At 57.1% G+C, this 22,426-nt stretch carries 21 protein-coding genes; 20 read left to right on the forward strand and 1 reads right to left on the reverse strand.

All coding sequences use genetic code 11. From position 1 onward, the window contains the following. The first annotated feature begins 52 nt into the window (after window positions 1-52). The 3 genes from rplL to rpoC all read left to right on the forward strand — a co-directional run bounded on the left by rplL (window position 53) and on the right by rpoC (window position 9,255). Window positions 53-433 carry a 50S ribosomal protein L7/L12 gene (rplL, locus tag TSA66_RS04655; protein WP_040039171.1) on the forward strand — a complete coding sequence of 127 codons (381 nt, stop codon included), beginning with the start codon at window positions 53-55 and terminating at the stop codon, window positions 431-433. Between the two features lie 271 nt (window positions 434-704). Continuing rightward, a complete protein-coding gene (rpoB, locus tag TSA66_RS04660) occupies window positions 705-4,811 on the forward strand; it encodes a DNA-directed RNA polymerase subunit beta (RefSeq protein WP_040039172.1) in 4,107 nt (1,368 codons plus the stop codon). Between the two features lie 202 nt (window positions 4,812-5,013). After that, the gene (gene rpoC, locus TSA66_RS04665; RefSeq protein ID WP_040039173.1) at window positions 5,014-9,255 is read left to right on the forward strand and encodes a DNA-directed RNA polymerase subunit beta'; all 4,242 of its coding nucleotides are present in this window, start codon (window positions 5,014-5,016) and stop codon (window positions 9,253-9,255) included. Between the two features lie 77 nt (window positions 9,256-9,332). Here rpoC and TSA66_RS04670 read toward each other — a convergent pair whose 3' ends face one another. Continuing rightward, a complete protein-coding gene (locus tag TSA66_RS04670) occupies window positions 9,333-10,952 on the reverse strand; it encodes a phosphoethanolamine transferase (protein ID WP_332309930.1) in 1,620 nt (539 codons plus the stop codon). 666 nt (window positions 10,953-11,618) lie between these two features. Between TSA66_RS04670 and rpsL the strand changes: the two genes are divergently transcribed. From rpsL to rplX, 17 genes are all read left to right on the forward strand, one after another. Continuing rightward, entirely contained in the window at window positions 11,619-12,008 is a 390-nt protein-coding gene (gene rpsL / locus TSA66_RS04675) for a 30S ribosomal protein S12 (RefSeq protein ID WP_040039175.1), read from the forward strand. Between the two features lie 145 nt (window positions 12,009-12,153). Continuing rightward, window positions 12,154-12,624 (forward strand): 30S ribosomal protein S7, encoded by a 471-nt coding sequence (gene rpsG / locus TSA66_RS04680; RefSeq protein WP_040039176.1) that lies wholly within the window; start codon window positions 12,154-12,156, stop codon window positions 12,622-12,624. Between the two features lie 122 nt (window positions 12,625-12,746). Continuing rightward, window positions 12,747-14,849, forward strand: a complete 2,103-nt coding sequence (gene fusA, locus TSA66_RS04685) for an elongation factor G (RefSeq protein ID WP_040039177.1) — start codon at window positions 12,747-12,749, stop codon at window positions 14,847-14,849. A gap of 91 nt (window positions 14,850-14,940) precedes the next feature. Next, window positions 14,941-16,131 carry an elongation factor Tu gene (tuf, locus tag TSA66_RS04690; protein WP_040038612.1) on the forward strand — a complete coding sequence of 397 codons (1,191 nt, stop codon included), beginning with the start codon at window positions 14,941-14,943 and terminating at the stop codon, window positions 16,129-16,131. 87 nt (window positions 16,132-16,218) lie between these two features. Next, entirely contained in the window at window positions 16,219-16,530 is a 312-nt protein-coding gene (gene rpsJ / locus TSA66_RS04695; RefSeq protein ID WP_019139724.1) for a 30S ribosomal protein S10, read from the forward strand. A 176-nt stretch (window positions 16,531-16,706) separates the two neighbouring features. After that, window positions 16,707-17,363 (forward strand): 50S ribosomal protein L3, encoded by a 657-nt coding sequence (rplC, locus tag TSA66_RS04700; protein WP_052452111.1) that lies wholly within the window; start codon window positions 16,707-16,709, stop codon window positions 17,361-17,363. A 3-nt stretch (window positions 17,364-17,366) separates the two neighbouring features. Then, window positions 17,367-17,987: a 50S ribosomal protein L4 gene (rplD, locus tag TSA66_RS04705; protein ID WP_040039179.1), complete on the forward strand. Its 621-nt coding sequence runs from the start codon at window positions 17,367-17,369 to the stop codon at window positions 17,985-17,987. After that, window positions 17,984-18,301, forward strand: coding sequence for a 50S ribosomal protein L23 (gene rplW, locus TSA66_RS04710; RefSeq protein ID WP_040039180.1), 318 nt, complete (start codon window positions 17,984-17,986; stop codon window positions 18,299-18,301). Before rplD ends, rplW begins: the two co-directional genes overlap by 4 nt. Continuing rightward, the gene (gene rplB, locus TSA66_RS04715; protein WP_040039181.1) at window positions 18,301-19,128 is read left to right on the forward strand and encodes a 50S ribosomal protein L2; all 828 of its coding nucleotides are present in this window, start codon (window positions 18,301-18,303) and stop codon (window positions 19,126-19,128) included. Before rplW ends, rplB begins: the two co-directional genes overlap by 1 nt. A 10-nt stretch (window positions 19,129-19,138) precedes the next feature. After that, the gene (rpsS, locus tag TSA66_RS04720; RefSeq protein ID WP_040039182.1) at window positions 19,139-19,414 is read left to right on the forward strand and encodes a 30S ribosomal protein S19; all 276 of its coding nucleotides are present in this window, start codon (window positions 19,139-19,141) and stop codon (window positions 19,412-19,414) included. 8 nt (window positions 19,415-19,422) lie between these two features. Next, window positions 19,423-19,752, forward strand: coding sequence for a 50S ribosomal protein L22 (rplV, locus tag TSA66_RS04725; RefSeq protein WP_040039183.1), 330 nt, complete (start codon window positions 19,423-19,425; stop codon window positions 19,750-19,752). Window positions 19,753-19,761: 9 nt separating this feature from the next. After that, window positions 19,762-20,589 carry a 30S ribosomal protein S3 gene (gene rpsC / locus TSA66_RS04730; protein ID WP_040039184.1) on the forward strand — a complete coding sequence of 276 codons (828 nt, stop codon included), beginning with the start codon at window positions 19,762-19,764 and terminating at the stop codon, window positions 20,587-20,589. A gap of 2 nt (window positions 20,590-20,591) precedes the next feature. Beyond that, window positions 20,592-21,011 (forward strand): 50S ribosomal protein L16, encoded by a 420-nt coding sequence (gene rplP / locus TSA66_RS04735; protein ID WP_040039185.1) that lies wholly within the window; start codon window positions 20,592-20,594, stop codon window positions 21,009-21,011. Window positions 21,012-21,023: 12 nt separating this feature from the next. Then, window positions 21,024-21,215 carry a 50S ribosomal protein L29 gene (rpmC, locus tag TSA66_RS04740; protein ID WP_040039186.1) on the forward strand — a complete coding sequence of 64 codons (192 nt, stop codon included), beginning with the start codon at window positions 21,024-21,026 and terminating at the stop codon, window positions 21,213-21,215. Beyond that, window positions 21,215-21,487, forward strand: a complete 273-nt coding sequence (rpsQ, locus tag TSA66_RS04745; protein ID WP_040039187.1) for a 30S ribosomal protein S17 — start codon at window positions 21,215-21,217, stop codon at window positions 21,485-21,487. Before rpmC ends, rpsQ begins: the two co-directional genes overlap by 1 nt. A 241-nt stretch (window positions 21,488-21,728) precedes the next feature. After that, complete coding sequence (gene rplN, locus TSA66_RS04750; RefSeq protein ID WP_040039188.1) at window positions 21,729-22,097, forward strand: 50S ribosomal protein L14; 369 nt, start codon at window positions 21,729-21,731, stop codon at window positions 22,095-22,097. Between the two features lie 9 nt (window positions 22,098-22,106). After that, on the forward strand, window positions 22,107-22,421 hold the full coding sequence (rplX, locus tag TSA66_RS04755; RefSeq protein WP_040039189.1) for a 50S ribosomal protein L24: 315 nt from the start codon (window positions 22,107-22,109) through the stop codon (window positions 22,419-22,421). The last annotated feature ends 5 nt before the right edge of the window (window positions 22,422-22,426 follow it).

Consider the following 22,426-nt stretch of genomic DNA (forward strand, 5'->3'; position numbering starts at 1 on the left):
TTGCGTCAGTACCGATTAGATGTAATTACCGAATCAAATTTAGGAGTTTCAAATGGCAATTAGCAAAGACGATATCCTTGAAGCAGTAGGCCAGATGTCCGTGATGGATCTGAATGATCTGGTCAAGGCATTCGAAGAAAAATTTGGCGTGTCCGCAGCTGCTATGGCAGTTGCCGGTCCGGCAGCTGGCGCTGGCGCTGGTGCTGCTGCTGCTGAAGAGCAGACCGAGTTCACCGTTGTTCTGTCCGAAGTGGGCGCGAACAAGGTCGGCGTGATTAAGGCAGTTCGCGAAATCACCGGCCTGGGCCTGAAAGAAGCCAAGGATCTGGTTGACGGTGCACCGAAGCCGGTCAAGGAAGGTGTTGCCAAGGCCGATGCAGAAGCCGCTAAGAAGAAGCTGGAAGAAGCTGGCGCGAAAGCTGAACTCAAGTAATTTCGGCTTGCCAAGGCGAGTCAACATCGCCGGAGTCAAAGTTCAGAACTCTCTCGAAAGAGGGGGTTCGGCTTTGGCTCCTTTGTCGTTTTCGAGTTTTGTCGTTACTTTGCCTGTATCAACGTTCGGTTTTAGGCAAAGTTGAGGCAGTAGGTAGTCTAGTTAACGCCGAAGGGCAGAGACTTGAGGTTTCGCAGATGGCAGCGGGTGAAGCACAAAGCCTGCAGCGAGTCCTGAATTCTCCATCCTTCCTGTCACTCACGGAGTGTCCATGCACTACTCATTCACTGAGAAGAAGCGCATTCGCAAGTCGTTCGCGAAGCGCGCTAACGTTCACAACGTTCCGTTCCTGCTGGCGACCCAGCTCGAGTCGTATACGAGCTTCCTGCAGGCCGATAAAGCTCCATCGCACCGCAAGAATGAAGGTCTACAATCCGCCTTCACCTCGATTTTCCCAATCGTATCGCACAATGGATTTGCGCGGCTAGAGTTTCTGTCTTATGTGTTGGGTGATCCGCCGTTTGATGTGAAGGAGTGCCAACAGCGCGGCTTGACATTTGCGTCGCCGCTGCGTGCGAAGGTGCGCCTGGTCATTCTGGACAAGGAATCGCCGACCAAGCCGGTCGTGAAAGAAATGAAAGAGCAGGAAGTCTACATGGGCGAACTGCCACTCATGACGACCAACGGTTCGTTCGTGATCAATGGTACCGAGCGCGTGATCGTGTCGCAGTTGCATCGTTCCCCGGGTGTGTTCTTTGAACACGACCGCGGCAAGACGCATTCATCCGGCAAGCTGCTGTTCTCTGCTCGCATCATCCCGTATCGCGGCTCCTGGCTCGACTTCGAATTCGATCCGAAAGACATCCTGTTCTTCCGCGTCGACCGTCGCCGCAAGATGCCGGTGACGATTCTGCTCAAAGCAATCGGCATGACGCCGGAGCAGATCCTGGCGAACTTCTTCGTGTTCGACAACTTCACAGTACGCGCAGACGGTGGCGAAATGGAATTCGTCGCCGAGCGCCTGCGCGGTGAAGTGGCGCGTTTCGATATTACCGACAAGTCGGGCAAGGTCATCGTCGCGAAAGACAAGCGCATCAATGCCAAGCATGTGCGGGAAATTGATGCCGCAGGCATCAAGCACATCTCCGTGCCGGAAGACTATCTGGTTGGCCGCGTGCTGGCCAAGAACGTCGTCGATGCGGAAACCGGCGAAGTGATCGCCAACGCGAACGATGAACTGACCGAAGAGTTGCTGGGCCGCCTGCGCGAAGCCGGCGTGTCCGACATTCAGACGCTGTACACCAACGATCTGGATCAGGGCGCGTACATTTCGCAAACGCTGCGCATGGACGACACGGCCGACCAGATGGCTGCACGTGTGGCGATCTACCGCATGATGCGCCCTGGCGAGCCGCCGACCGAGGAGTCGGTCGAGGCCCTGTTCAACGGCTTGTTCTACAGCGAAGATCGCTATGACTTGTCCGCTGTCGGCCGCATGAAGTTCAATCGCCGCATCGGCCGCGATGAACTGACCGGCGCGATGACGCTGTCGAACGAAGACATCCTCGCAGTGATCAAGATCCTGGTCGAGTTGCGCAACGGCCGTGGCGAAGTGGACGATATCGACCACCTCGGTAACCGCCGCGTGCGCTGTGTCGGCGAACTGGCAGAAAACCAGTTCCGTGCCGGCCTGGTACGCGTCGAGCGCGCTGTGAAGGAACGTCTGGGTCAGGCTGAAACCGAGAACCTGATGCCGCACGACCTGATCAACTCCAAGCCGATCTCGGCTGCAATTCGCGAGTTCTTCGGTTCGTCGCAGCTGTCGCAGTTCATGGACCAGACCAACCCGCTGTCGGAAATCACCCACAAGCGCCGTGTATCGGCGCTCGGCCCGGGCGGTCTGACCCGCGAGCGCGCAGGCTTCGAAGTGCGCGACGTGCATCCGACCCACTACGGTCGCGTATGCCCGATCGAAACACCGGAAGGCCCGAACATCGGCCTGATCAACTCGCTGGCGCTGTATGCACGCCTGAACGAATACGGCTTCCTCGAGACGCCGTATCGCAAGGTCGATGGCAGCAAGGTGACCAACCAGATCGACTACCTGTCCGCAATCGAAGAAGGTCGTTACGTTATTGCTCAGGCAAACGCGACCATTGACAACGAAGGCAAGCTGTCCGACGAACTGGTGTCCGCGCGTGAAGCCGGTGAAACAATTCTGGTGTCGCCGGAGCGTGTGCAGTACATGGACGTGGCGCCGGGCCAGGTCGTATCGGTGGCAGCATCGCTGATTCCGTTCCTCGAGCACGACGACGCGAACCGGGCGCTGATGGGCGCGAACATGCAGCGTCAGGCTGTTCCCTGCTTGCGTCCGGAAAAGGCATTCGTCGGCACCGGCATCGAACGTACCGTGGCGGTTGACTCCGGCACGACCGTGCAAGCCCTGCGCGGCGGCGTGGTCGATTACGTTGACGCGGGCCGTATCGTGATTCGCGTGAACGACGATGAAGCGGCGGCTGGCGAAGTCGGCGTGGACATCTACAACCTGATCAAGTACACCCGTTCCAACCAGAACACCAACATCAACCAGCGTCCGATCGTGAAGGTCGGCGACCGCGTGGCCAGGAATGATGTGATCGCCGACGGCGCATCCACCGATCTCGGCGAACTCGCGCTCGGCCAGAACATGCTGGTGGCGTTTATGCCATGGAACGGCTACAACTTCGAAGACTCGATCCTGATCTCGGAGCGCGTGGTGGCGGACGACCGCTACACCTCGATCCATATTGAAGAGCTGTCGGTTGTTGCTCGTGACACGAAGCTCGGCGCGGAAGAAATTACCCGCGACATTTCGAACCTAGCTGAAAACCAGCTCGCGCGCCTGGACGAATCCGGCATCGTGTACATCGGTGCGGAAGTCGAAGCCGGCGACGTGTTGGTCGGTAAGGTGACCCCGAAGGGCGAAACCCAGCTAACGCCGGAAGAGAAGCTGCTGCGCGCAATTTTTGGTGAGAAAGCCTCCGATGTGAAAGATACGTCGCTGCGCGTACCGTCCGGCATGGTCGGTACAGTGATCGACGTGCAAGTGTTCACCCGCGAAGGCATTGCGCGTGACAAGCGTGCGCAACAGATCATCGACGATGAACTGAAGCGTTATCGTCTCGACCTGAACGACCAGCTGCGTATCGTGGAAGGTGATGCGTTCCAGCGTCTGGAAAAGATGTTGATTGGCAAAGTCGTCAACGGCGGTCCGAAGAAGCTGGCCAAGGGCGCGAAGATCACCAAGGAGTACCTGGACGATCTGGACAAGTACCACTGGTTCGACATCCGTCCGGCAGAGGACGACGTGGCAGCAGCTCTCGAAGCGATCAAGGAATCGATCGCTGAAAAGCGCCACCAGTTCGATCTCGCGTTCGAAGAGAAGCGCAAGAAGCTGACCCAAGGCGACGAACTGCCGCCGGGCGTACAAAAGATGGTCAAGGTCTACCTCGCCGTGAAGCGTCGCCTGCAGCCTGGCGACAAGATGGCGGGTCGCCACGGTAACAAGGGTGTGGTTTCGCGCATCGTGCCGGTGGAAGACATGCCGTACATGGCGGACGGTACGCCGGCCGACATCGTGCTGAACCCGCTGGGCGTGCCGTCGCGTATGAACGTCGGTCAGGTGCTGGAAGTGCACTTGGGCTGGGCGTCAAAGGGCCTGGGCTTGCGTATCGGTGAAATGCTGCAGGTGCAAGCCAAGGCAGCCGAACTGCGTCAGTTCCTGAAGACCATTTACAACGAGTCCGGCAAGCAGGAAGACCTCGACAACTTCAGCGATGAAGAAATCCTGGCGCTGGCGAACAATCTGAAGTATGGCGTGCCGTTTGCGACGCCGGTGTTCGACGGTGCGCATGAGGAGGAAATCCGCCGCATGCTCGACCTCGCTTATCCGGACGACATCGCCAAGAAGCTCGGTATGACGCCGTCGAAGAACCAGGTCACGATGTATGACGGCCGTACCGGTGAAGCGTTCGAACGCACCGTCACGGTTGGCTACATGCACGTGCTGAAGCTGCACCATCTGGTCGACGACAAGATGCACGCACGCTCTACCGGACCGTACTCGCTGGTGACCCAGCAGCCGCTGGGCGGCAAGGCGCAATTCGGCGGCCAGCGTTTCGGCGAGATGGAAGTCTGGGCACTGGAAGCCTATGGCGCGTCCTACGTGCTGCAGGAAATGCTCACGGTGAAGTCGGACGACGTGACCGGCCGTACCAAGGTGTACGAGAACCTGGTCAAGGGCGATCACGTGATTGACGCCGGCATGCCGGAATCCTTCAACGTGCTGGTGAAGGAAATCCGCTCGCTCGGTATCGATATCGATCTCGAGAGAGATTAAGGAAGGAATGCCCGCCGGCCATAAGTCGGCGGGTAAAACAGATTTCGGCAACGTGGGGATGCGGTAACCGCTCCCGGTATCGTCGGAACTCTCGCTACGGCATGGCGAAGGGCTCTCCCGGCGATGCGAACAGGGTAATGGCGATTCACCAAGTTCACACCGCGCTGCCAAGCGTCATTCACGCCACACTGGAGTGAGAGAAATGAAAGCACTGCTCGATCTATTCAAGCAAGTACAGCAAAGCGAACAATTCGATGCGATCAAGATTGGCCTCGCATCGCCTGAAAAAATTCGTTCCTGGTCCTACGGTGAAGTCAAGAAGCCGGAGACCATCAACTACCGTACCTTCAAGCCGGAACGTGACGGCCTGTTCTGCGCCAAGATCTTTGGCCCGATCAAGGATTATGAGTGCCTGTGCGGCAAGTACAAGCGCCTGAAGCACCGCGGCGTGATCTGCGAAAAGTGCGGCGTAGAAGTAACGCTGGCAAAAGTGCGCCGCGAGCGCATGGGCCACATCGAATTGGCCTCTCCGGTTGCCCACATCTGGTTCCTGAAGTCGCTGCCGTCGCGTCTGGGCATGGTGCTCGACATGACGCTGCGCGATATCGAACGCGTGCTGTACTTCGAAGCCTACGTCGTGACCGACCCCGGCATGACTCCGCTGAAGAAGTGCCAGATCATGTCGGAAGACGATTACGCCGCCAAGTACGAAGAGTACGGTGATGACTTCATCGCGCACATGGGCGCCGAAGGTATCCGCGAACTGCTGCGTTCGATCGACATCGACCGTGACGTCGAGACCCTGCGTCAGGAGCTGAAGGATTCCAAGTCCGAAGCCAAGATCAAGAAGTACGCGAAGCGTCTGAAAGTGCTCGAGGCATTCCAGCGGTCCGGCATCAAGCCGGATTGGATGATCATGGAAGTGCTGCCGGTGCTGCCGCCGGAACTGCGACCGCTGGTGCCGCTGGACGGCGGCCGCTTTGCGACCTCCGACCTGAACGACCTGTATCGCCGCGTCATCAACCGTAACAACCGTCTGAAGCGCCTGATGGAATTGCGCGCTCCGGAAATCATTACGCGCAACGAAAAGCGCATGCTGCAGGAAGCTGTCGACTCGCTGCTGGACAACGGTCGTCGTGGCAAGGCGATGACCGGCGCCAACAAGCGTCCGCTGAAGTCGCTGGCTGAAATGATTAAGGGTAAGGGCGGCCGCTTCCGTCAGAACCTGCTCGGTAAGCGCGTCGACTACTCCGGCCGTTCCGTGATCGTGGTCGGTCCGCAATTGAAGCTGCACCAGTGCGGTCTGCCGAAACTGATGGCGCTCGAACTGTTCAAGCCGTTCATCTTCAACAAGCTCGAACTGATGGGCCTGGCAACCACCATCAAGGCAGCGAAGAAGCTGGTCGAGATCCAAGAACCGGTGGTGTGGGACATTCTGGAAGAAGTGATCCGCGAACATCCGGTGATGTTGAACCGCGCGCCGACGCTGCACCGTCTCGGTATCCAGGCATTCGAGCCGGTACTGATCGAGGGTAAGGCGATCCAGCTGCACCCGCTCGTTTGCGCAGCATTCAACGCTGACTTCGACGGCGACCAGATGGCTGTCCACGTACCACTGTCCATCGAAGCGCAGATGGAAGCCCGCACGCTGATGCTGGCCTCCAACAACGTGCTGTTCCCGTCCAACGGTGAACCGTCGATCGTGCCGTCGCAGGATATCGTGCTGGGTCTGTATTACGCGACCCGTGAGAAGATCAACGGCAAGAACGAAGGCATGATGTTCCCGGACGTGTCGGAAGTGATCCGCGCATACGACAACAAGGAAGTCGAGCTGACGACCCGTATCACGGTTCGTATCACCGAATACCCGAAGGACCCGGAGACCGGCGAATTCGTGAAGACGATCAAGCGCTACGAGACCACGATCGGCCGCGCCATCCTGTCGGAGATCCTGCCGAAGGGCTTGCCGTTTACCGTGCTCAACCGCGCGCTGAAGAAAAAGGAAATCTCGAAGCTGATCAACACCTCGTTCCGCAAGTGCGGTCTGCGAGCGACCGTCGTGTTCGCCGACCAGTTGATGCAGTCGGGCTTCCGCCTCGCGACCCGCGCCGGTATTTCGATCTGCGTGGATGACATGCTGGTGCCGCCGCAGAAGCACACCATCATTGCCCAGGCTGAGCATGAAGTGAAGCAGATCGAGCAGCAGTACGCATCCGGTCTGGTGACTGCAGGCGAGCGCTACAACAAGGTGGTGGACATCTGGGGCAAGGCCGGCGATGAAGTCGGCAAGGCGATGATGGACCAGTTGAAGGTGGAAGACGTCGTCAAGCGTGACGGTAGCAAGGGCACGCAGGAATCGTTCAACGCGATTTACATGATGGCCGACTCCGGCGCCCGCGGTTCCGCAGCACAGATCCGCCAGCTGGCCGGTATGCGCGGCCTGATGGCGAAACCTGATGGCTCCATTATTGAGACGCCGATTACCGCGAACTTCCGCGAAGGCCTGAACGTTCTGCAGTACTTCATCTCGACGCACGGTGCTCGTAAGGGTCTGGCCGATACCGCGTTGAAGACGGCAAACTCCGGTTACCTGACCCGTCGTCTCGTCGACGTGACCCAGGATCTGGTGGTGATCGAAGACGATTGCGGTACGTCCAACGGTGCATCGATGAAGGCGCTGGTTGAAGGTGGTGAAGTGATCGAAGCGCTGCGCGACCGTATTCTCGGCCGCGTTGCTGCAACGGATATCGTCAATCCGGAAGATCAGTCGACCCTGTTCGAAGCCGGCACGCTGCTGGATGAAGATGCGGTCGAAGAAATCGAACGCCTCGGCATCGATGAAGTAAAGGTCCGCACACCGCTGACTTGCGATACTCGCTATGGTCTGTGCGCCAAGTGCTACGGCCGAGACCTCGGCCGCGGCATGCTAGTCAACGCCGGCGAAGCAGTCGGTGTGGTTGCGGCGCAGTCGATCGGCGAACCTGGCACCCAGCTTACGATGCGTACCTTCCACATCGGTGGTGCGGCTTCGCGTGCGGCGGTGGCATCTTCCGTGGAAGCCAAGTCGAACGGTACGGTACGTTTTACCGCGACCATGCGCTACGTTACCAACGGCAAGGGCGAACAGATCGTCATTTCCCGTTCTGGCGAAGTGCTGATCACTGACGACCACGGCCGTGAGCGCGAGCGTCATAAGGTGCCGTACGGCGCGACCCTGCTGGTCAAGGATGGTTTGGCCATCAAGGCCGGCACTGCACTGGCGACCTGGGATCCGCTGACCCGTCCGATCATTACCGAATACGGCGGCACGGTGAAGTTCGAGAACGTCGAAGAGGGTGTGACCGTTGCGAAGCAGATCGACGAAGTGACCGGTCTGGCAACGCTGGTGGTCATTGATGCGAAGCGCCGCGGACCGTCCACCAAGGTGGTGCGTCCGCAGGTGAAGCTGCTGAACGAAAAGGGCGAGGAAGTGAAGATCGCCGGCACCGAACATGCAGTGACGATCGGCTTCCAGGTCGGCGCGCTGATTACGGTGAAAGACGGTCAGCAAGTATCGGTGGGTGAAGTGCTGGCACGTATCCCGACCGAGTCGCAGAAGACCCGTGACATTACTGGTGGTCTGCCGCGTGTGGCCGAGCTGTTCGAAGCACGTTCGCCGAAGGATGCCGGCATGCTGGCGGAAGTCACTGGTACGGTTGCGTTTGGTAAGGAAACCAAGGGCAAGCAGCGCCTGGAAATCACGGATATGGAAGGCAACAAGCACGAGTTCCTGATTACCAAGGACAAGCAAGTGCTGGTGCACGACGGTCAGGTAGTGAACAAGGGCGAGATGATCGTGGACGGCCCGGCCGATCCGCAAGACATCCTGCGCCTGCTCGGTATCGAAGCGCTGGCCCGCTACATCGTCGACGAAGTGCAGGACGTGTACCGTCTGCAGGGCGTGAAGATCAACGACAAGCACATTGAAGTGATCGTGCGCCAGATGCTGCGTCGCGTGCAGGTGGTTGATGCCGGCGATACGTCCTACATCCCGGGCGAGCAAGTGGAGCGCTCCGAGTTGTTGGACGAAAACGATCGCGTCATCGCCGAAGGCAAGCGTCCGGCAACGTACGAAAATGTCTTGCTCGGTATTACCAAGGCATCGCTGTCGACCGATTCGTTCATTTCCGCAGCGTCGTTCCAGGAAACCACCCGCGTGCTTACCGAAGCCGCGATCATGGGCAAACAGGACGGCCTGCGCGGTCTGAAGGAAAACGTCATCGTCGGCCGCCTGATCCCGGCAGGTACTGGCTTGGCTTACCATCGTGCCCGCAAGGAAAAGGAAACGTGGGAAGCCGAGGAGCGCAGCGCGCTGTTGCAAGCCGAGGAAGCGGCACGTGCTGCCGAATCCGAAGCGGCTGCCACGACGGAAGTCAACGACGAACAGGGCGGCGGCGAAGCCTGACTGCTGTCATCCTGATGAAAAACGGCACCGAGTTTTCGGTGCCGTTTTTTTTTACATTCCAGTCTCGCGCTGCGCACCTACTTCAGTTGCACCAGCGGCGTGCCCTTGTCGATCACTTCCCGGCAATCGCCCTTGAAGGTGGCATTGTCGTAATCGCTCCAGCCGTAGCTGTCGACATAGCGCTTGTGCGTCTTGAACTTCTTGTTGAAAAAGCTCCATTCCAGCTGTTCCGAGCCATAGCGGATATCCGCCATATCGAGCAGCGAATGAAAGATATTTTCTGTAGCCAGTTTGGCGCGCTTGTTTTTCTGCAGCTGAGTGACTTTTACTGGATGGGTCAGACGATAAAGGTCTGAATACCACACCAGCGCCGGGACATGAAATTCGAATTGCGTGTTGTGCCCGTGAAAGGCTAGCTTGCAGGTGCCGTCGTACAGCGTTTGGCCGTGATCTGCCACGTACATCATGGTTGCCATGCGCTTGGAGGATTTCAGTGCGTCGATTACCTGCGACAGAAACCAGTCGGTGTACAGGATGGAATTATCGTAGCTGTTGTTCAGCTGCGCCTTTATCGCCAGATCCGTATAGGCAGGATTTTCGACGCCGAACAAGGAAGGCTGCCATTTGTCGTACTCTTTCGGATAACGATGGCTATAGTTCCAGTGGCTGCCGAGCGTGTGCAGCACGATCAGCTTCTTGCTTGCCGCATCATCGATTGCGCTTCGGAGCGAAGCCAGCAGGATTTCATCGTAGCTAGAGTTGTTGGTGAAGCCGCCGATATTCAGAAACTGCGTCACATCGGCTTCTTTCGCAAATACCGAGATGGGAGTGTCGAACTGCCCGAACGACATCTGGTTCGACAGCCAGTAGGTCTTGAACCCCGCTTCCTTGAATGCAGTCAAAAACGACTTCTCGGAAAAGCCAGCCTGCAGACTTTGCATTGCCGGCTTGCGCGAAACGAGGACCGGCACCGACAGGCGTGTCGCCGACACGGCCGTAATGACATTCGACAGGCTTACGAGGTTTGACTCTTTCTTTAGTCGCGGATTCGTGTCGCGTGCGTAGCCGTTCAGGCTCCACCGGTCGTAGCGAGACGATTCACCAATGACCATCACCACCACTTGCGGCACGTCGAGTACGCCGGGCTGCTGCGCGCCGAACTTGAACAGCATGCTCTTGTGCGCCAGCTCGGCGAGATACTGGCGCTCCTTCCAAAAGTCGTTACCGAGTACAGCCAAGCCGAAGGGGCGAGTTTGCCCAAATTCCTTGGCCGAAAACGGGATTTGCGCCCACATCGGCAGCTTCGGTGGCTGCCATGACGCGTTGTCAGCACTTGCGCCCGTCGAAGTGATGGATTCTGGTGGCAATTCATCCTCATCGTCGTCATCTTCGTCTTGCGCCGCGCTGTCGCTGGCCGCCGAGACGGTAGCCTGTTTAACGCCGTACTCCTGCTGGTAGAGCCAGACACCGGTCATGGACGCCAGCAAGCAAATCGCAACCCAGCGCGACGGCCCGCGCCAGTCGAGATCATGCGTGCGCCTTGCAGCTGTCCAGCTCGCGATCCACCAGCCGCTTACGCCCACGAAGATCATGCCCAAAAGCCACACTTTATTGCCGATAAATTCGGCTGCTTCCTTGGGGCTGGTTTCTGCGATGATGCCAAGATGGTGCGTCGAGATGCCCTGGTTGTAGTACATGTTCAGGTATAGCTCGAGCGGCAAAACAAAAAAGGCGGGAAGTAATAGCCAGTGAAACCACGCTGGCCGCCCGACTATCGACCAGATCGCAATCCAGGCGACCAGCTCCATTCCCCATATATGAGATGAGTTCGCTACGGTCCGGCCGAACAATAGGGGCAGAAACGGCGTAGATGACAAAATCAAATAGGTTACGACGATAAACAGATTTGCTGGCCAAAGCAGCAGTGGCATTGCAGGCAGTCGAAGCGGGAAACGCATTATTTGGGCGAACTTTTCTTTCTTGAGAATGCATAACTTTACGCTTGGAAAGAGTTAATCGCTACGTTTCGGTGGAATGTGGCTTTTCAGTTGAAGAACTCGGTAAGTGGGCGCCTACTTACACCACTGCATGTTACATGCGGGACCGACAGGGTTGCATTTTTGAACCGTATCGCCTACGCTGGTTGACGAGGACTGTTAACAACGCTATACTCGCGAGTTCTCGATTTTAGGCTCTTCAGGGCTTAAGCGTTCTTTGGTCAGATTTCCCCGCCTTTCGCAACGCTTTCCCCCTTTGGTATTGAATCGAACGCGCAGCTCGCGCGAAGGTTTTTCCTCTCGGTTCCAAGTAAATGTTTTTGGAGCTGTATTTTTATTAACGTAGTTTTTGTTGGATTTAGACCGATGCCAACCATTAATCAACTGATTCGCAAGCCTCGGGTTTCCGAAGCTGTGAAGAGCAAATCGCCGGCGCTGGAAAACAGCCCGCAGAAGCGCGGCGTCTGCACCCGCGTATACACCACGACTCCGAAGAAGCCGAACTCGGCTCTGCGTAAGGTCGCCAAGGTTCGTCTGACCAACGGTTTCGAAGTCATTTCGTATATCGGTGGTGAAGGTCACAACCTGCAGGAACACAGCGTCGTGCTGATTCGCGGCGGCCGTGTGAAGGACTTGCCGGGTGTGCGTTACCACATGGTGCGCGGTGCGCTGGATACCCAGGGCGTCAAGGATCGTAAGCAGGCACGTTCGAAGTACGGTGCCAAGCGCGCGAAAGCTGGCGCAGCCAAGAAGTAATCAAGTTTTCCGCAGGGTGCTTCACTGTGCGGAGTAGGAGTCGGCCCCGAACGGGTCGAGTAAGTGGATGCTCGATAGGGGTATCCGCGAGCGGGCAGCAAAACACTCAGTGCTGCAGCTCAACTGAAGAGTGAAAGGAATCGAAATGCCACGTCGTCGTGAAGTCCCCAAGCGGGAAATCCTGCCGGATCCGAAATTCGGCAATGTTGAAGTAGCCAAGTTCGTCAACGTCCTGATGCTGTCCGGTAAAAAATCGGTCGCCGAGAACATCATTTATGGCGCGTTTGACCATATCAAGGCTAAGTCCGGCAAGGATCCGCTCGAAGTGTTCACCGCTGCAATAAACAACTGCAAGCCGATGGTGGAAGTGAAGTCCCGTCGCGTCGGTGGCGCTAACTACCAAGTGCCGGTGGAAGTACGCCCGGTGCGCCGCATGGCGCTGTCCATGCGCTGGTTGCGCGAAGCTGCTAACAAGCGCAGCGAAAAATCTATGCCGCAGCGTCTGGGCGGTGAGTTGATGGAAGCGGCCGAAGGCCGTGGCGGTGCGATGAAGAAGCGTGATGAAGTGCACCGTATGGCAGAAGCCAACAAGGCGTTCTCCCACTTCCGTTTCTAATAGTAGTTTGAATCGTGGCCTTCGCATCGTTGAAGGCTCAGCAATGTAAATCGGTTAAAACCGGGCGCATCTCTTGAAAAAGCGGCGCTCGGTTTTCGACCATTAAAGACTTAGGATTGAATATGGCTCGCAAGACCCCCATCGAGCGCTACCGTAACATCGGTATCTCCGCTCATATCGATGCCGGTAAGACCACTACTACCGAACGTATCCTGTACTACACCGGTGTTAATCACAAGATCGGCGAAGTGCATGATGGCGCGGCGACCATGGACTGGATGGAGCAAGAGCAAGAGCGCGGCATTACCATTACTTCCGCTGCGACGACCTGCTTCTGGAAGGGCATGGCCAACAACTTCCCCGAGCACCGCATCAACATCATCGACACCCCTGGTCACGTGGACTTCACTATCGAAGTGGAGCGTTCCATGCGCGTGCTGGATGGTGCCTGCATGGTGTACTGCGCAGTGGGTGGCGTGCAGCCGCAATCCGAAACCGTTTGGCGTCAAGCCAACAAGTACGGCGTCCCGCGTCTGGCATTCGTCAACAAGATGGACCGTACCGGCGCGAATTTCTTCAAGGTCTACGAGCAGATGCGCGCTCGCCTGAAGGCGAACCCGATTCCGGTTCAAGTGCCGATCGGCGCCGAGGAAAACTTCGAAGGCGTGGTCGACCTCGTTAAGATGAAGGCCATCTACTGGGACGACGCTTCCCAGGGGATGAAGTTCGACTATCGCGACATTCCGGCTGAATTGCAGGCGACCTGCGACGAATGGCGCGAGAAGTTAGTCGAAGCTGCCGCCGAGTCCAGCGAAGAGTTGATGAACAAATACTTGGAAGAAGGCGATCTGACCGAAGCCGAGATCAAGAAGGCGATCCGCCAGCGCACTATTGGCGGCGAGATCGTTCCGATGATGTGCGGTACCGCATTCAAGAACAAGGGCGTGCAGGCCATGCTTGACGCCGTGATCGAGTACCTGCCAGCACCGACCGACATTCCGCCGGTTAAGGGTCTTGACCAAAACGAGCAGCCGGCAGAGCGCAAGGCTGACGATAACGAGAAGTTCTCCGCTCTCGCGTTCAAGATCATGACCGACCCATTTGTCGGTCAGCTGATCTTCTTCCGCGTCTATTCCGGTGTGGTGAATTCGGGCGATACCGTGTTCAATCCGGTAAAGGGCAAGAAGGAGCGTATCGGTCGTCTGCTGCAGATGCATGCGAACCAGCGCGAAGAAATCAAGGAAGTCCGCGCAGGCGACATCGCCGCTGCCGTTGGTCTGAAGGAGGCGACTACTGGCGAAACGCTGTGCGATCCGGAATCCGTCATTACTCTCGAGCGCATGGTGTTCCCGGAGCCGGTGATTTCGCAGGCTGTCGAGCCGAAGACCAAGGCTGATCAGGAAAAGATGGGCTTGGCGCTGAATCGTCTGTCGCAGGAAGATCCGTCGTTCCGCGTGAAGACCGATGAAGAATCCGGCCAGACCATTATTTCCGGCATGGGCGAGCTGCACCTGGAAATTATCGTCGACCGCATGAAGCGTGAATTCGGCGTGGAAGCGACCGTCGGCAAGCCGCAGGTCGCATATCGCGAAACGATCCGCAGGACGTGCGAGGAAGCCGAAGGCAAGTTCGTCAAGCAGTCCGGTGGTCGTGGTCAGTACGGTCACGTCGTCCTGAAGATCGAGCCGCAGGAGCCGGGCAAAGGCTTTGAATTCGTCGATGCGATCAAGGGCGGTGTGGTTCCGCGTGAATACATTCCCGCAGTCGAAAAGGGTGTTATTGAAACGCTGCCAACCGGTGTGATGGCCGGTTATCCGGTGGTGGACGTAAAGGTCACGCTGTTCTTCGGTTCGTACCACGACGTTGACTCGAACGAAAACGCGTTCCGCATGGCCGCGTCGATGGCGTTCAAGGAAGGCTGCCGCAAGGCCAGCCCGGTTCTGCTTGAGCCGATGATGGCGGTGGAAGTCGAGACGCCGGAAGAGAAGATGGGTGACGTGATGGGTGACTTGTCCTCCCGTCGCGGCATGATTCAGGGCATGGACGACATTCCGGGTGGCGGCAAGATTGTGCGCGCCGAAGTCCCGCTGTCGGAAATGTTCGGTTATTCCACCACGCTGCGTTCGCTGACCCAAGGTCGCGCAACGTACACGATGGAATTCAAGCACTATGCTGAAGCACCGAAAAACGTTGCTGACGCAGTCATTACCGCCAAGGGCAAGTAACACGACTGCCGGCCGCGATCAAATCGATCGCGGCCGGCTTTCGCGATTCGCGACAATTTAAACAAATCGTTCTTTTTGAAGGAAATTTAAAATGGCAAAAGGCAAGTTTGAGCGGACAAAACCGCACGTGAATGTGGGCACGATTGGTCACGTTGACCATGGCAAGACCACGCTGACTGCAGCAATTGCAACCGTGTTGTCGTCGAAGTTCGGCGGCGAAGCGAAGAAATACGACGAAATCGATGCGGCGCCGGAAGAAAAGGCACGCGGCATTACGATTAACACCGCGCACATCGAATACGAAACAGCGAACCGCCACTACGCCCACGTGGACTGCCCTGGCCACGCCGACTATGTGAAGAACATGATCACCGGCGCCGCGCAGATGGACGGCGCAATCCTGGTGTGCTCCGCCGCCGACGGCCCGATGCCGCAAACCCGCGAGCACATCCTGCTGGCCCGTCAGGTTGGTGTGCCGTACATCATCGTGTTCCTGAACAAGTGCGACATGGTCGACGACGCCGAGCTGCTCGAGCTGGTCGAAATGGAAGTGCGTGAGCTCCTTTCCAAGTACGAATTCCCGGGCGACGATCTGCCGATCATCCGCGGTTCGGCTAAGCTGGCGCTCGAAGGCGACAAGGGCGAGCTGGGCGAGCAGGCAATCATGAAGCTGGCCGATGCGCTGGATTCCTACATCCCGACTCCGGAGCGTGCCGTGGACGGTACCTTCCTGATGCCGGTGGAAGACGTGTTCTCGATCTCTGGCCGTGGTACCGTGGTGACCGGCCGCGTTGAGCGCGGCATCATCAAGGTCGGCGAAGAAATCGAAATCGTTGGTATCCGCGATACCGTCAAGACCACCTGCACCGGCGTGGAAATGTTCCGCAAGCTGCTCGATCAAGGTCAGGCAGGCGACAACGTCGGCGTGCTGTTGCGCGGCACCAAGCGTGAAGAAGTCGAGCGTGGTCAAGTGCTGGCCAAGCCGGGTTCGATCAAGCCGCACAGCCACTTCACCGGCGAGATCTATGTGCTCTCCAAGGATGAAGGTGGTCGCCACACCCCGTTCTTCAACAACTACCGTCCGCAGTTCTACTTCCGTACCACGGACGTGACTGGCGCGATCGAGCTGCCGAAGGACAAGGAAATGGTGATGCCGGGTGATAACGTCTCGATCACGGTGAAACTGATTTCCCCGATCGCGATGGAAGAAGGTCTGCGCTTCGCAATCCGCGAAGGCGGCCGTACCGTCGGCGCCGGCGTCGTTGCCAAAATCATCGAGTAACTCGGCTGCTAGATTTATCTTCGCTCTTTGATTAAACATTGCCGCGAGCGATCACTTGCTCGCGGCTCGCTCTTTTAAGGAAAAGTCATGCAAAACCAGAAAATCCGCATCCGCTTGAAAGCTTTCGACTATCGTCTGATCGACCAGTCCGCGCTGGAAATCGTCGACACCGCAAAGCGTACTGGCGCTGTTGTTAAGGGCCCGGTTCCGCTGCCGACTCGCATTCAGCGTTTCGATATCTTGCGTTCGCCGCACGTAAACAAGACATCGCGCGATCAGTTCGAAATTCGCACCCATCAGCGCCTGATGGATATCGTCGATCCGACCGACAAGACGGTTGACGCGCTGATGAAGCTCGATCTGCCCGCTGGCGTTGATGTCGAAATCAAGCTGCAGTAATCGTTGAATAAGGCGGTGTAACCCGACATACCACAATTTCGCAATTGGATGGTTGTGTGATGCAAAATTTCGGGATATACTGCTCGGCTTCGGTATTGGCACGACACCTCGTGCCAATGCGTTTTAGTAGTACAAACATCAGCCCCGCCCAATCGTAGGCGGGAATGGAGAAAACAATGAGCCTAGGCCTTGTTGGTCGCAAGGTTGGTATGATGCGCATCTTTACGGATGACGGGGATACGATTCCTGTTACCGTGCTGGACGTGTCGAACAACCGTGTGACGCAAATCAAAACCGACGAAACAGACGGGTACTCCGCTGTTCAAGTCGCCTTCGGTCAGCGCCGCGCTTCCCGCGTTAACAAAGCGGCAGCCGGTCACCTTGCAAAAGCAGGTGTTGAAGCTGGTACCGTCCTGAAAGAGTTCCGTATCGATGCAGCAAAGGCTGCCGAACTGAAGGCTGGCGACACCATCGCCGTCAGCATGTTCGAAGCTGGTCAGAAGGTGGACGTGCAAGGCGTGTCCATCGGTAAGGGCTACGCTGGTACGATCAAGCGCTACAACTTCGGTTCCGGTCGTGCAACCCACGGTAACTCCCGTTCGCATAACGTGCCGGGTTCTATCGGTATGGCGCAGGATCCGGGTCGTGTGTTCCCGGGTAAGCGCATGACCGGTCACATGGGTGACGTCACTACCACCGTGCAAAATCTTGAAATTGCTCGCGTCGACGCCGAGCGCCAGCTCCTGCTGGTCAAGGGGGCGGTGCCGGGTGCGAAGAACGGCGAAGTAATCGTTCTTCCCGCTGTTAAAGTCAAAGCAAAGAAGGGAGCCTAATCGATGGAACTGAAGCTCCTGAATGACCAAGGTCAAGCTGCATCCAACATCGCCGCGCCGGATACCATTTTCGGTCGTGACTATAACGAAGCGCTGATTCACCAAGTCGTGGTTGCCTATCAGGCGAACGCCCGTAGCGGTAACCGCAAGCAGAAAGACCGTGAGGAAGTTAGCCACACGACCAAGAAGCCGTGGCGTCAAAAAGGTACGGGTCGCGCTCGTGCCGGTATGTCGTCCTCTCCGCTGTGGCGTGGTGGCGGTCGTATTTTCCCGAACTCCCCGGACGAGAACTTCTCGCACAAGGTCAACAAGAAAATGTATCGCGCAGGTGTCTGCTCGATTCTTTCCCAGTTGGCGCGCGAAGGTCGTCTGTCGGTTGTCGAGAACCTCTCGGTCGACGCCCCGAAGACCAAGCTCTTGGCGCAAAAGCTCAAAGGCATGGGTCTGGATTCTGTGCTGGTAATTACTGACAATCTCGACGAAAACCTGTTGCTCGCTTCGCGCAATCTGCCGAACGTGCTGGTAGTCGAGCCGCGTCATGCCGATCCTGTTTCGCTGGTGTTCTACAAAAAGGTTTTGATCACCAAGCCGGCATTGGCAAAGATTGAGGAGATGCTGGCATGAACGCGAATGTGAAGCATAGCGAAGAGCGCCTGATGAAAGTGCTGCTGGCTCCGGTGATTTCGGAAAAGGCAACCTTCGTCGCAGAGAAGAACGAACAAGTTGTTTTCCGTGTCACACCGGACGCAACCAAGCCGGAAATCAAGGCGGCTGTCGAGTTGCTGTTCAAGGTGCAAGTGGAATCGGTGCAGGTCGTAAACCGTCAAGGCAAGCAAAAGCGCGCCGGACGTTTTATCGGTCGTCGTAACCACACTCGCCAGGCATATGTCTGCCTGAAGCCGGGGCAGGAAATCAACTTCACCGAGGAGGCTAAATAATGGCACTCGTGAAAATGAAACCGACGTCGGCCGGTCGCCGCGGCATGGTCAAGGTCGTTAATCCCGACCTGTACAAGGGCCGTCCGTTTGCTGGCCTCGTCGAAAAGAAATCGAAGACTGCAGGTCGCAATAATAATGGCCATATCACCACTCGCCACATTGGCGGCGGTCATAAGCACCATTATCGCGTTGTCGATTTCCGTCGCAATAAGGACGGTATCCCGGCGAAGGTTGAGCGTCTCGAATACGACCCGAACCGCAGCGCGCATATCGCATTGCTGTGCTACGCCGATGGCGAGCGCAAGTACATCATCGCTCCGAAGGGTGTCGCGGTTGGCGATCAGTTGATGAACGGCGCTGAAGCGCCGATCAAGGCCGGTAACTGCCTCCCGATCCGTAATATCCCTGTCGGTACCACGATGCACTGCGTCGAGATGCTGCCGGGTAAAGGTGCTCAAATGGCGCGTACGGCCGGTGCAGGCGTTGTGTTGATGGCACGCGAAGGTATGTACGCTCAGGTGCGTTTGCGCTCCGGTGAAGTGCGTCGCGTGCACATCGAGTGCCGCGCAACCGTTGGTGAAGTCGGCAACGGCGAGCACAACCTGCGCAAGATCGGTAAGGCTGGTGCGACGCGTTGGCGTGGCGTTCGCCCGACCGTGCGTGGTGTGGTAATGAACCCGATCGACCACCCGCACGGTGGTGGTGAAGGTCGTACTTCCGCAGGCCGTCATCCGGTATCGCCATGGGGCCAGCAGACCAAGGGTAAGAAGACGCGCAGCAACAAGCGCACGACTTCGATGATCGTCTCGCGCCGCGGCAAGAAATAAGGGGTAACACATGACACGTTCATTGAAAAAAGGGCCGTTCTGTGACGCCCACCTGATCAAGAAGGTCGAGGCAGCGCAAGCGACGAAGGACAAGAAGCCGATCAAGACCTGGTCGCGTCGTTCGACGATCATGCCGGATTTCATTGGCTTGACAATCGCGGTACATAACGGCAAGCAGCACGTGCCGGTGTATGTATCCGAGAATATGGTCGGTCACAAGCTCGGTGAATTCGCGTTGACCCGTACGTTTAAGGGGCACGCCGCTGACAAGAAGGCTAAGAAATAAGGTCCGATATGGAAACTAAAGCTACTCTCCGTGGCGCGCGCCTGTCGGCCCAAAAAGGCCGCCTGGTCGCCGATCTGATCCGCGGCAAAAATGTTGATCAAGCGTTGAATATCCTGGCCTTCAGCCCGAAAAAGGGTGCGGTCATCATCAAGCAAGTTCTCGAGTCCGCAATAGCGAACGCAGAGCACAATGACGGCGCGGATATCGACGAATTGAAGGTCAAGACGATCTACGTCGAAAAAGGTGCGGTCCTCAAGCGCTTCATCGCGCGTGCAAAAGGCCGTGGTGATCGCTTTTCGAAGCAAACCTGTCACATCTACGTGACTGTCGGTAACTAAGGAGTCACGATGGGACAGAAAATTCATCCGACCGGTTTCCGTCTTGCGGTAACGCGTAACTGGGGTTCGCGTTGGTATGCAGGCAATAGCAACTTTGCCAGCATGCTCAACGAAGATCTGGAAGTTCGCACTTACCTCAAGAAGAAACTGAAGAACGCCTCCGTTGGTCGCATCCTGATCGAGCGCCCGGCGAAGAATGCCCGCATCACGATTTTCAGCTCCCGTCCGGGCGTTGTAATTGGCAAAAAAGGCGAGGACATCGAAGTTCTGAAGTCCGACCTGACCAAGATGATGGGTGTGCCGGTGCACGTCAATATCGAAGAGATCCGCAAGCCGGAGGTCGATGCGCAACTGATCGCTGACTCGATTGCTCAGCAGTTGGAAAAGCGTATTATGTTCCGCCGCGCGATGAAGCGCGCCATGCAAAATGCGATGCGCTTGGGTGCTCAGGGTATCAAGATCATGTCGTCCGGTCGTCTGAACGGCATCGAAATTGCGCGTCAGGAATGGTACCGCGAAGGTCGCGTGCCTTTGCATACCTTGCGCGCTGACATCGATTATGGCTTCGGCGAAGCTGAAACGACCTACGGCATTATCGGCATCAAGGTCTGGGTCTACAAGGGTGATCGACTGGCTAGCGGCGAAGCGCCGACCATCGAAGCACCGGCCGAAGAAGACAAGAAGCGTCGCGGCCCACGTCGTGACGACGGAAAACCGGGCGGACGTCCGCGCGCTAGGAAGGAAGGCGAATCTGGTGCGGCTACCCCCGCAGCCAAACGCGTTCGTGCTCCGAAGAAGGCCGAAGGCGCGGCGCCGGTTGAGAAAGCAGGAGAATAATCATGCTGCAACCAGCACGCAGAAAATATCGCAAAGAGCAAAAAGGTCGCAACAAGGGCATTTCGCACGAGCGCGGCACCGCAGTGTCGTTCGGCGAATTTGGTCTGAAGGCAGTCGGTCGCGGTCGTATCACTGCACGCCAGATCGAAGCAGCTCGTCGTGCCATGACGCGTCACATCAAGCGTGGCGGCCGTATCTGGATCCGTATTTTCCCGGACAAGCCGATTTCCCAAAAGCCTGCAGAGGTCCGTATGGGTAACGGTAAGGGCAACCCGGAGTACTACGTGGCAGAAATCCAACCGGGCAAAGTGCTGTACGAGATGGATGGTGTCGACGAAGCATTGGCGCGCGAGGCGTTCCGCCTGGCCGCTGCCAAGCTGCCGCTGGCGACGACTTTCGTTCTTCGTCAAGTCGGCCAATAACAGGAGTGAAACATGAAAGCATCTGAACTCCGCGGCAAAGATCAGGCAGCTCTGCAAAAAGAGCTTAACGAGTTGCTGAGGGCGCAATTCGGTCTGCGTATGCAAATCGCGACGCAGCAACTGAACAATACCGCACAACTCAAGAAGGTGCGCCGCGACATCGCGCGCGTGAAAACGGTCATGAATCGGAAGGACGCCAAGTAATGAACGATCAAGTGAAACAGGCGCTCAAGCGCACGCTGATTGGCAAAGTGGTGTCCGACAAGATGGACAAGACCGTCACCGTTCTGGTCGAGCGTCGCGTCAAGCATCCTTTGTATGGGAAGATTGTTGTGCGTTCGAACAAGTATCACGCGCACGACGAGGCAAACCAGGCCAAGGAAGGCGATACCGTCGAAATCCAGGAAGGTCGCCCGATCTCCAAAACGAAAGCCTGGTCTGTGACCCGCGTGGTCCAGGTTGCGCAAATCGTTTAAATAGTTGTTGCGAGCCCGGCATTTTGATGCCATAATGCTGGGCTCGACTTTCGTAAGTTGTTTTGCGAAAGAGTCGTGGCAGTGCCCTGCAGTTCGAAAAAATCGCGGCTGTTATAGGCTGCGTAGTTTTTGTAACCGTCCACCTAATCGGCGCGGCTTAGTAAAGTCGGCTGACGGGACCAAGACTGACCGCTCGCCCATGTTGGGTGGTTTTGCGGATTAAGTTGGGAAAGAAAATACTATGATTCAAACTGAAAGCCGGCTCGAAGTAGCCGACAACACGGGTGCGCGTGAAGTCATGTGCATTAAGGTGCTTGGTGGTTCAAAGCGCCGCTATGCCAGCATTGGTGATGTTATTAAGGTCACTGTTAAGGTCGCTGCGCCGCGTGGTCGTGTGAAAAAGGGCGAGATTTACAATGCCGTGGTCGTCCGTACTGCTAAAGGCGTTCGTCGCCAGGACGGTTCGCTGGTTAAGTTCGATGGCAATGCCGCCGTATTGCTGAACAACAAGCTTGAGCCGATCGGAACCCGCATCTTCGGACCAGTGACGCGCGAGCTGCGTACCGAGCGCTTCATGAAGATCGTGTCGCTCGCGCCTGAAGTTCTGTAAGGAGTCGTCATGGATAAGATTCGGAAAAACGACGAAGTCGTCGTCCTGACCGGTAAGGATAAGGGCAAGCGCGGTGTGGTTAAGCAGCGCGTTGGTGTCGACTACGTCGTGGTCGAGGGTGTCAACGTTGCCAAGAAGGCGCTGCGGCCGAACCCGATGACCGGTACTACTGGCGGCATCGTCGATAAGCTGATGCCAATTCACGTGTCCAACGTTGCATTGTTCAATGCGGCGACTGGCAAGGCAGATCGCGTGGGCTTCAAGGAAGTGGATGGCAAGAAGGTCCGCGTCTTCAAGTCCAATGGCGAAGTCGTTAAGGTGTAAGACAT

The sequence above is a fragment of the Noviherbaspirillum autotrophicum genome, from assembly GCF_000818395.1.
Lineage (GTDB): Bacteria > Pseudomonadota > Gammaproteobacteria > Burkholderiales > Burkholderiaceae_D > Noviherbaspirillum > Noviherbaspirillum autotrophicum.

What these genes read in the sequence shown, in the direction of transcription:
- rplD (WP_040039179.1), top strand. Translation starts at nt 17,367, where the DNA reads ATGGAACTGAAGCTCCTGAATGACCAAGGTCAAGCTGCATCCAACATC.
- rplC (WP_052452111.1), top strand. Translation starts at nt 16,707, where the DNA reads ATGAGCCTAGGCCTTGTTGGTCGCAAGGTTGGTATGATGCGCATCTTT.
- rpoB (WP_040039172.1), top strand. Translation starts at nt 705, where the DNA reads ATGCACTACTCATTCACTGAGAAGAAGCGCATTCGCAAGTCGTTCGCG.
- tuf (WP_040038612.1), top strand. Translation starts at nt 14,941, where the DNA reads ATGGCAAAAGGCAAGTTTGAGCGGACAAAACCGCACGTGAATGTGGGC.
- fusA (WP_040039177.1), top strand. Translation starts at nt 12,747, where the DNA reads ATGGCTCGCAAGACCCCCATCGAGCGCTACCGTAACATCGGTATCTCC.
- rpsS (WP_040039182.1), top strand. Translation starts at nt 19,139, where the DNA reads ATGACACGTTCATTGAAAAAAGGGCCGTTCTGTGACGCCCACCTGATC.
- rplB (WP_040039181.1), top strand. Translation starts at nt 18,301, where the DNA reads ATGGCACTCGTGAAAATGAAACCGACGTCGGCCGGTCGCCGCGGCATG.
- rpoC (WP_040039173.1), top strand. Translation starts at nt 5,014, where the DNA reads ATGAAAGCACTGCTCGATCTATTCAAGCAAGTACAGCAAAGCGAACAA.
- rpsC (WP_040039184.1), top strand. Translation starts at nt 19,762, where the DNA reads ATGGGACAGAAAATTCATCCGACCGGTTTCCGTCTTGCGGTAACGCGT.
- rplN (WP_040039188.1), top strand. Translation starts at nt 21,729, where the DNA reads ATGATTCAAACTGAAAGCCGGCTCGAAGTAGCCGACAACACGGGTGCG.
- rplL (WP_040039171.1), top strand. Translation starts at nt 53, where the DNA reads ATGGCAATTAGCAAAGACGATATCCTTGAAGCAGTAGGCCAGATGTCC.
- rplX (WP_040039189.1), top strand. Translation starts at nt 22,107, where the DNA reads ATGGATAAGATTCGGAAAAACGACGAAGTCGTCGTCCTGACCGGTAAG.
- rplV (WP_040039183.1), top strand. Translation starts at nt 19,423, where the DNA reads ATGGAAACTAAAGCTACTCTCCGTGGCGCGCGCCTGTCGGCCCAAAAA.
- rplP (WP_040039185.1), top strand. Translation starts at nt 20,592, where the DNA reads ATGCTGCAACCAGCACGCAGAAAATATCGCAAAGAGCAAAAAGGTCGC.
- rpsJ (WP_019139724.1), top strand. Translation starts at nt 16,219, where the DNA reads ATGCAAAACCAGAAAATCCGCATCCGCTTGAAAGCTTTCGACTATCGT.
- rpsL (WP_040039175.1), top strand. Translation starts at nt 11,619, where the DNA reads ATGCCAACCATTAATCAACTGATTCGCAAGCCTCGGGTTTCCGAAGCT.
- rpsG (WP_040039176.1), top strand. Translation starts at nt 12,154, where the DNA reads ATGCCACGTCGTCGTGAAGTCCCCAAGCGGGAAATCCTGCCGGATCCG.
- TSA66_RS04670 (WP_332309930.1), bottom strand. Translation starts at nt 10,952, where the DNA reads ATGTACTACAACCAGGGCATCTCGACGCACCATCTTGGCATCATCGCA.
- rpmC (WP_040039186.1), top strand. Translation starts at nt 21,024, where the DNA reads ATGAAAGCATCTGAACTCCGCGGCAAAGATCAGGCAGCTCTGCAAAAA.
- rpsQ (WP_040039187.1), top strand. Translation starts at nt 21,215, where the DNA reads ATGAACGATCAAGTGAAACAGGCGCTCAAGCGCACGCTGATTGGCAAA.
- rplW (WP_040039180.1), top strand. Translation starts at nt 17,984, where the DNA reads ATGAACGCGAATGTGAAGCATAGCGAAGAGCGCCTGATGAAAGTGCTG.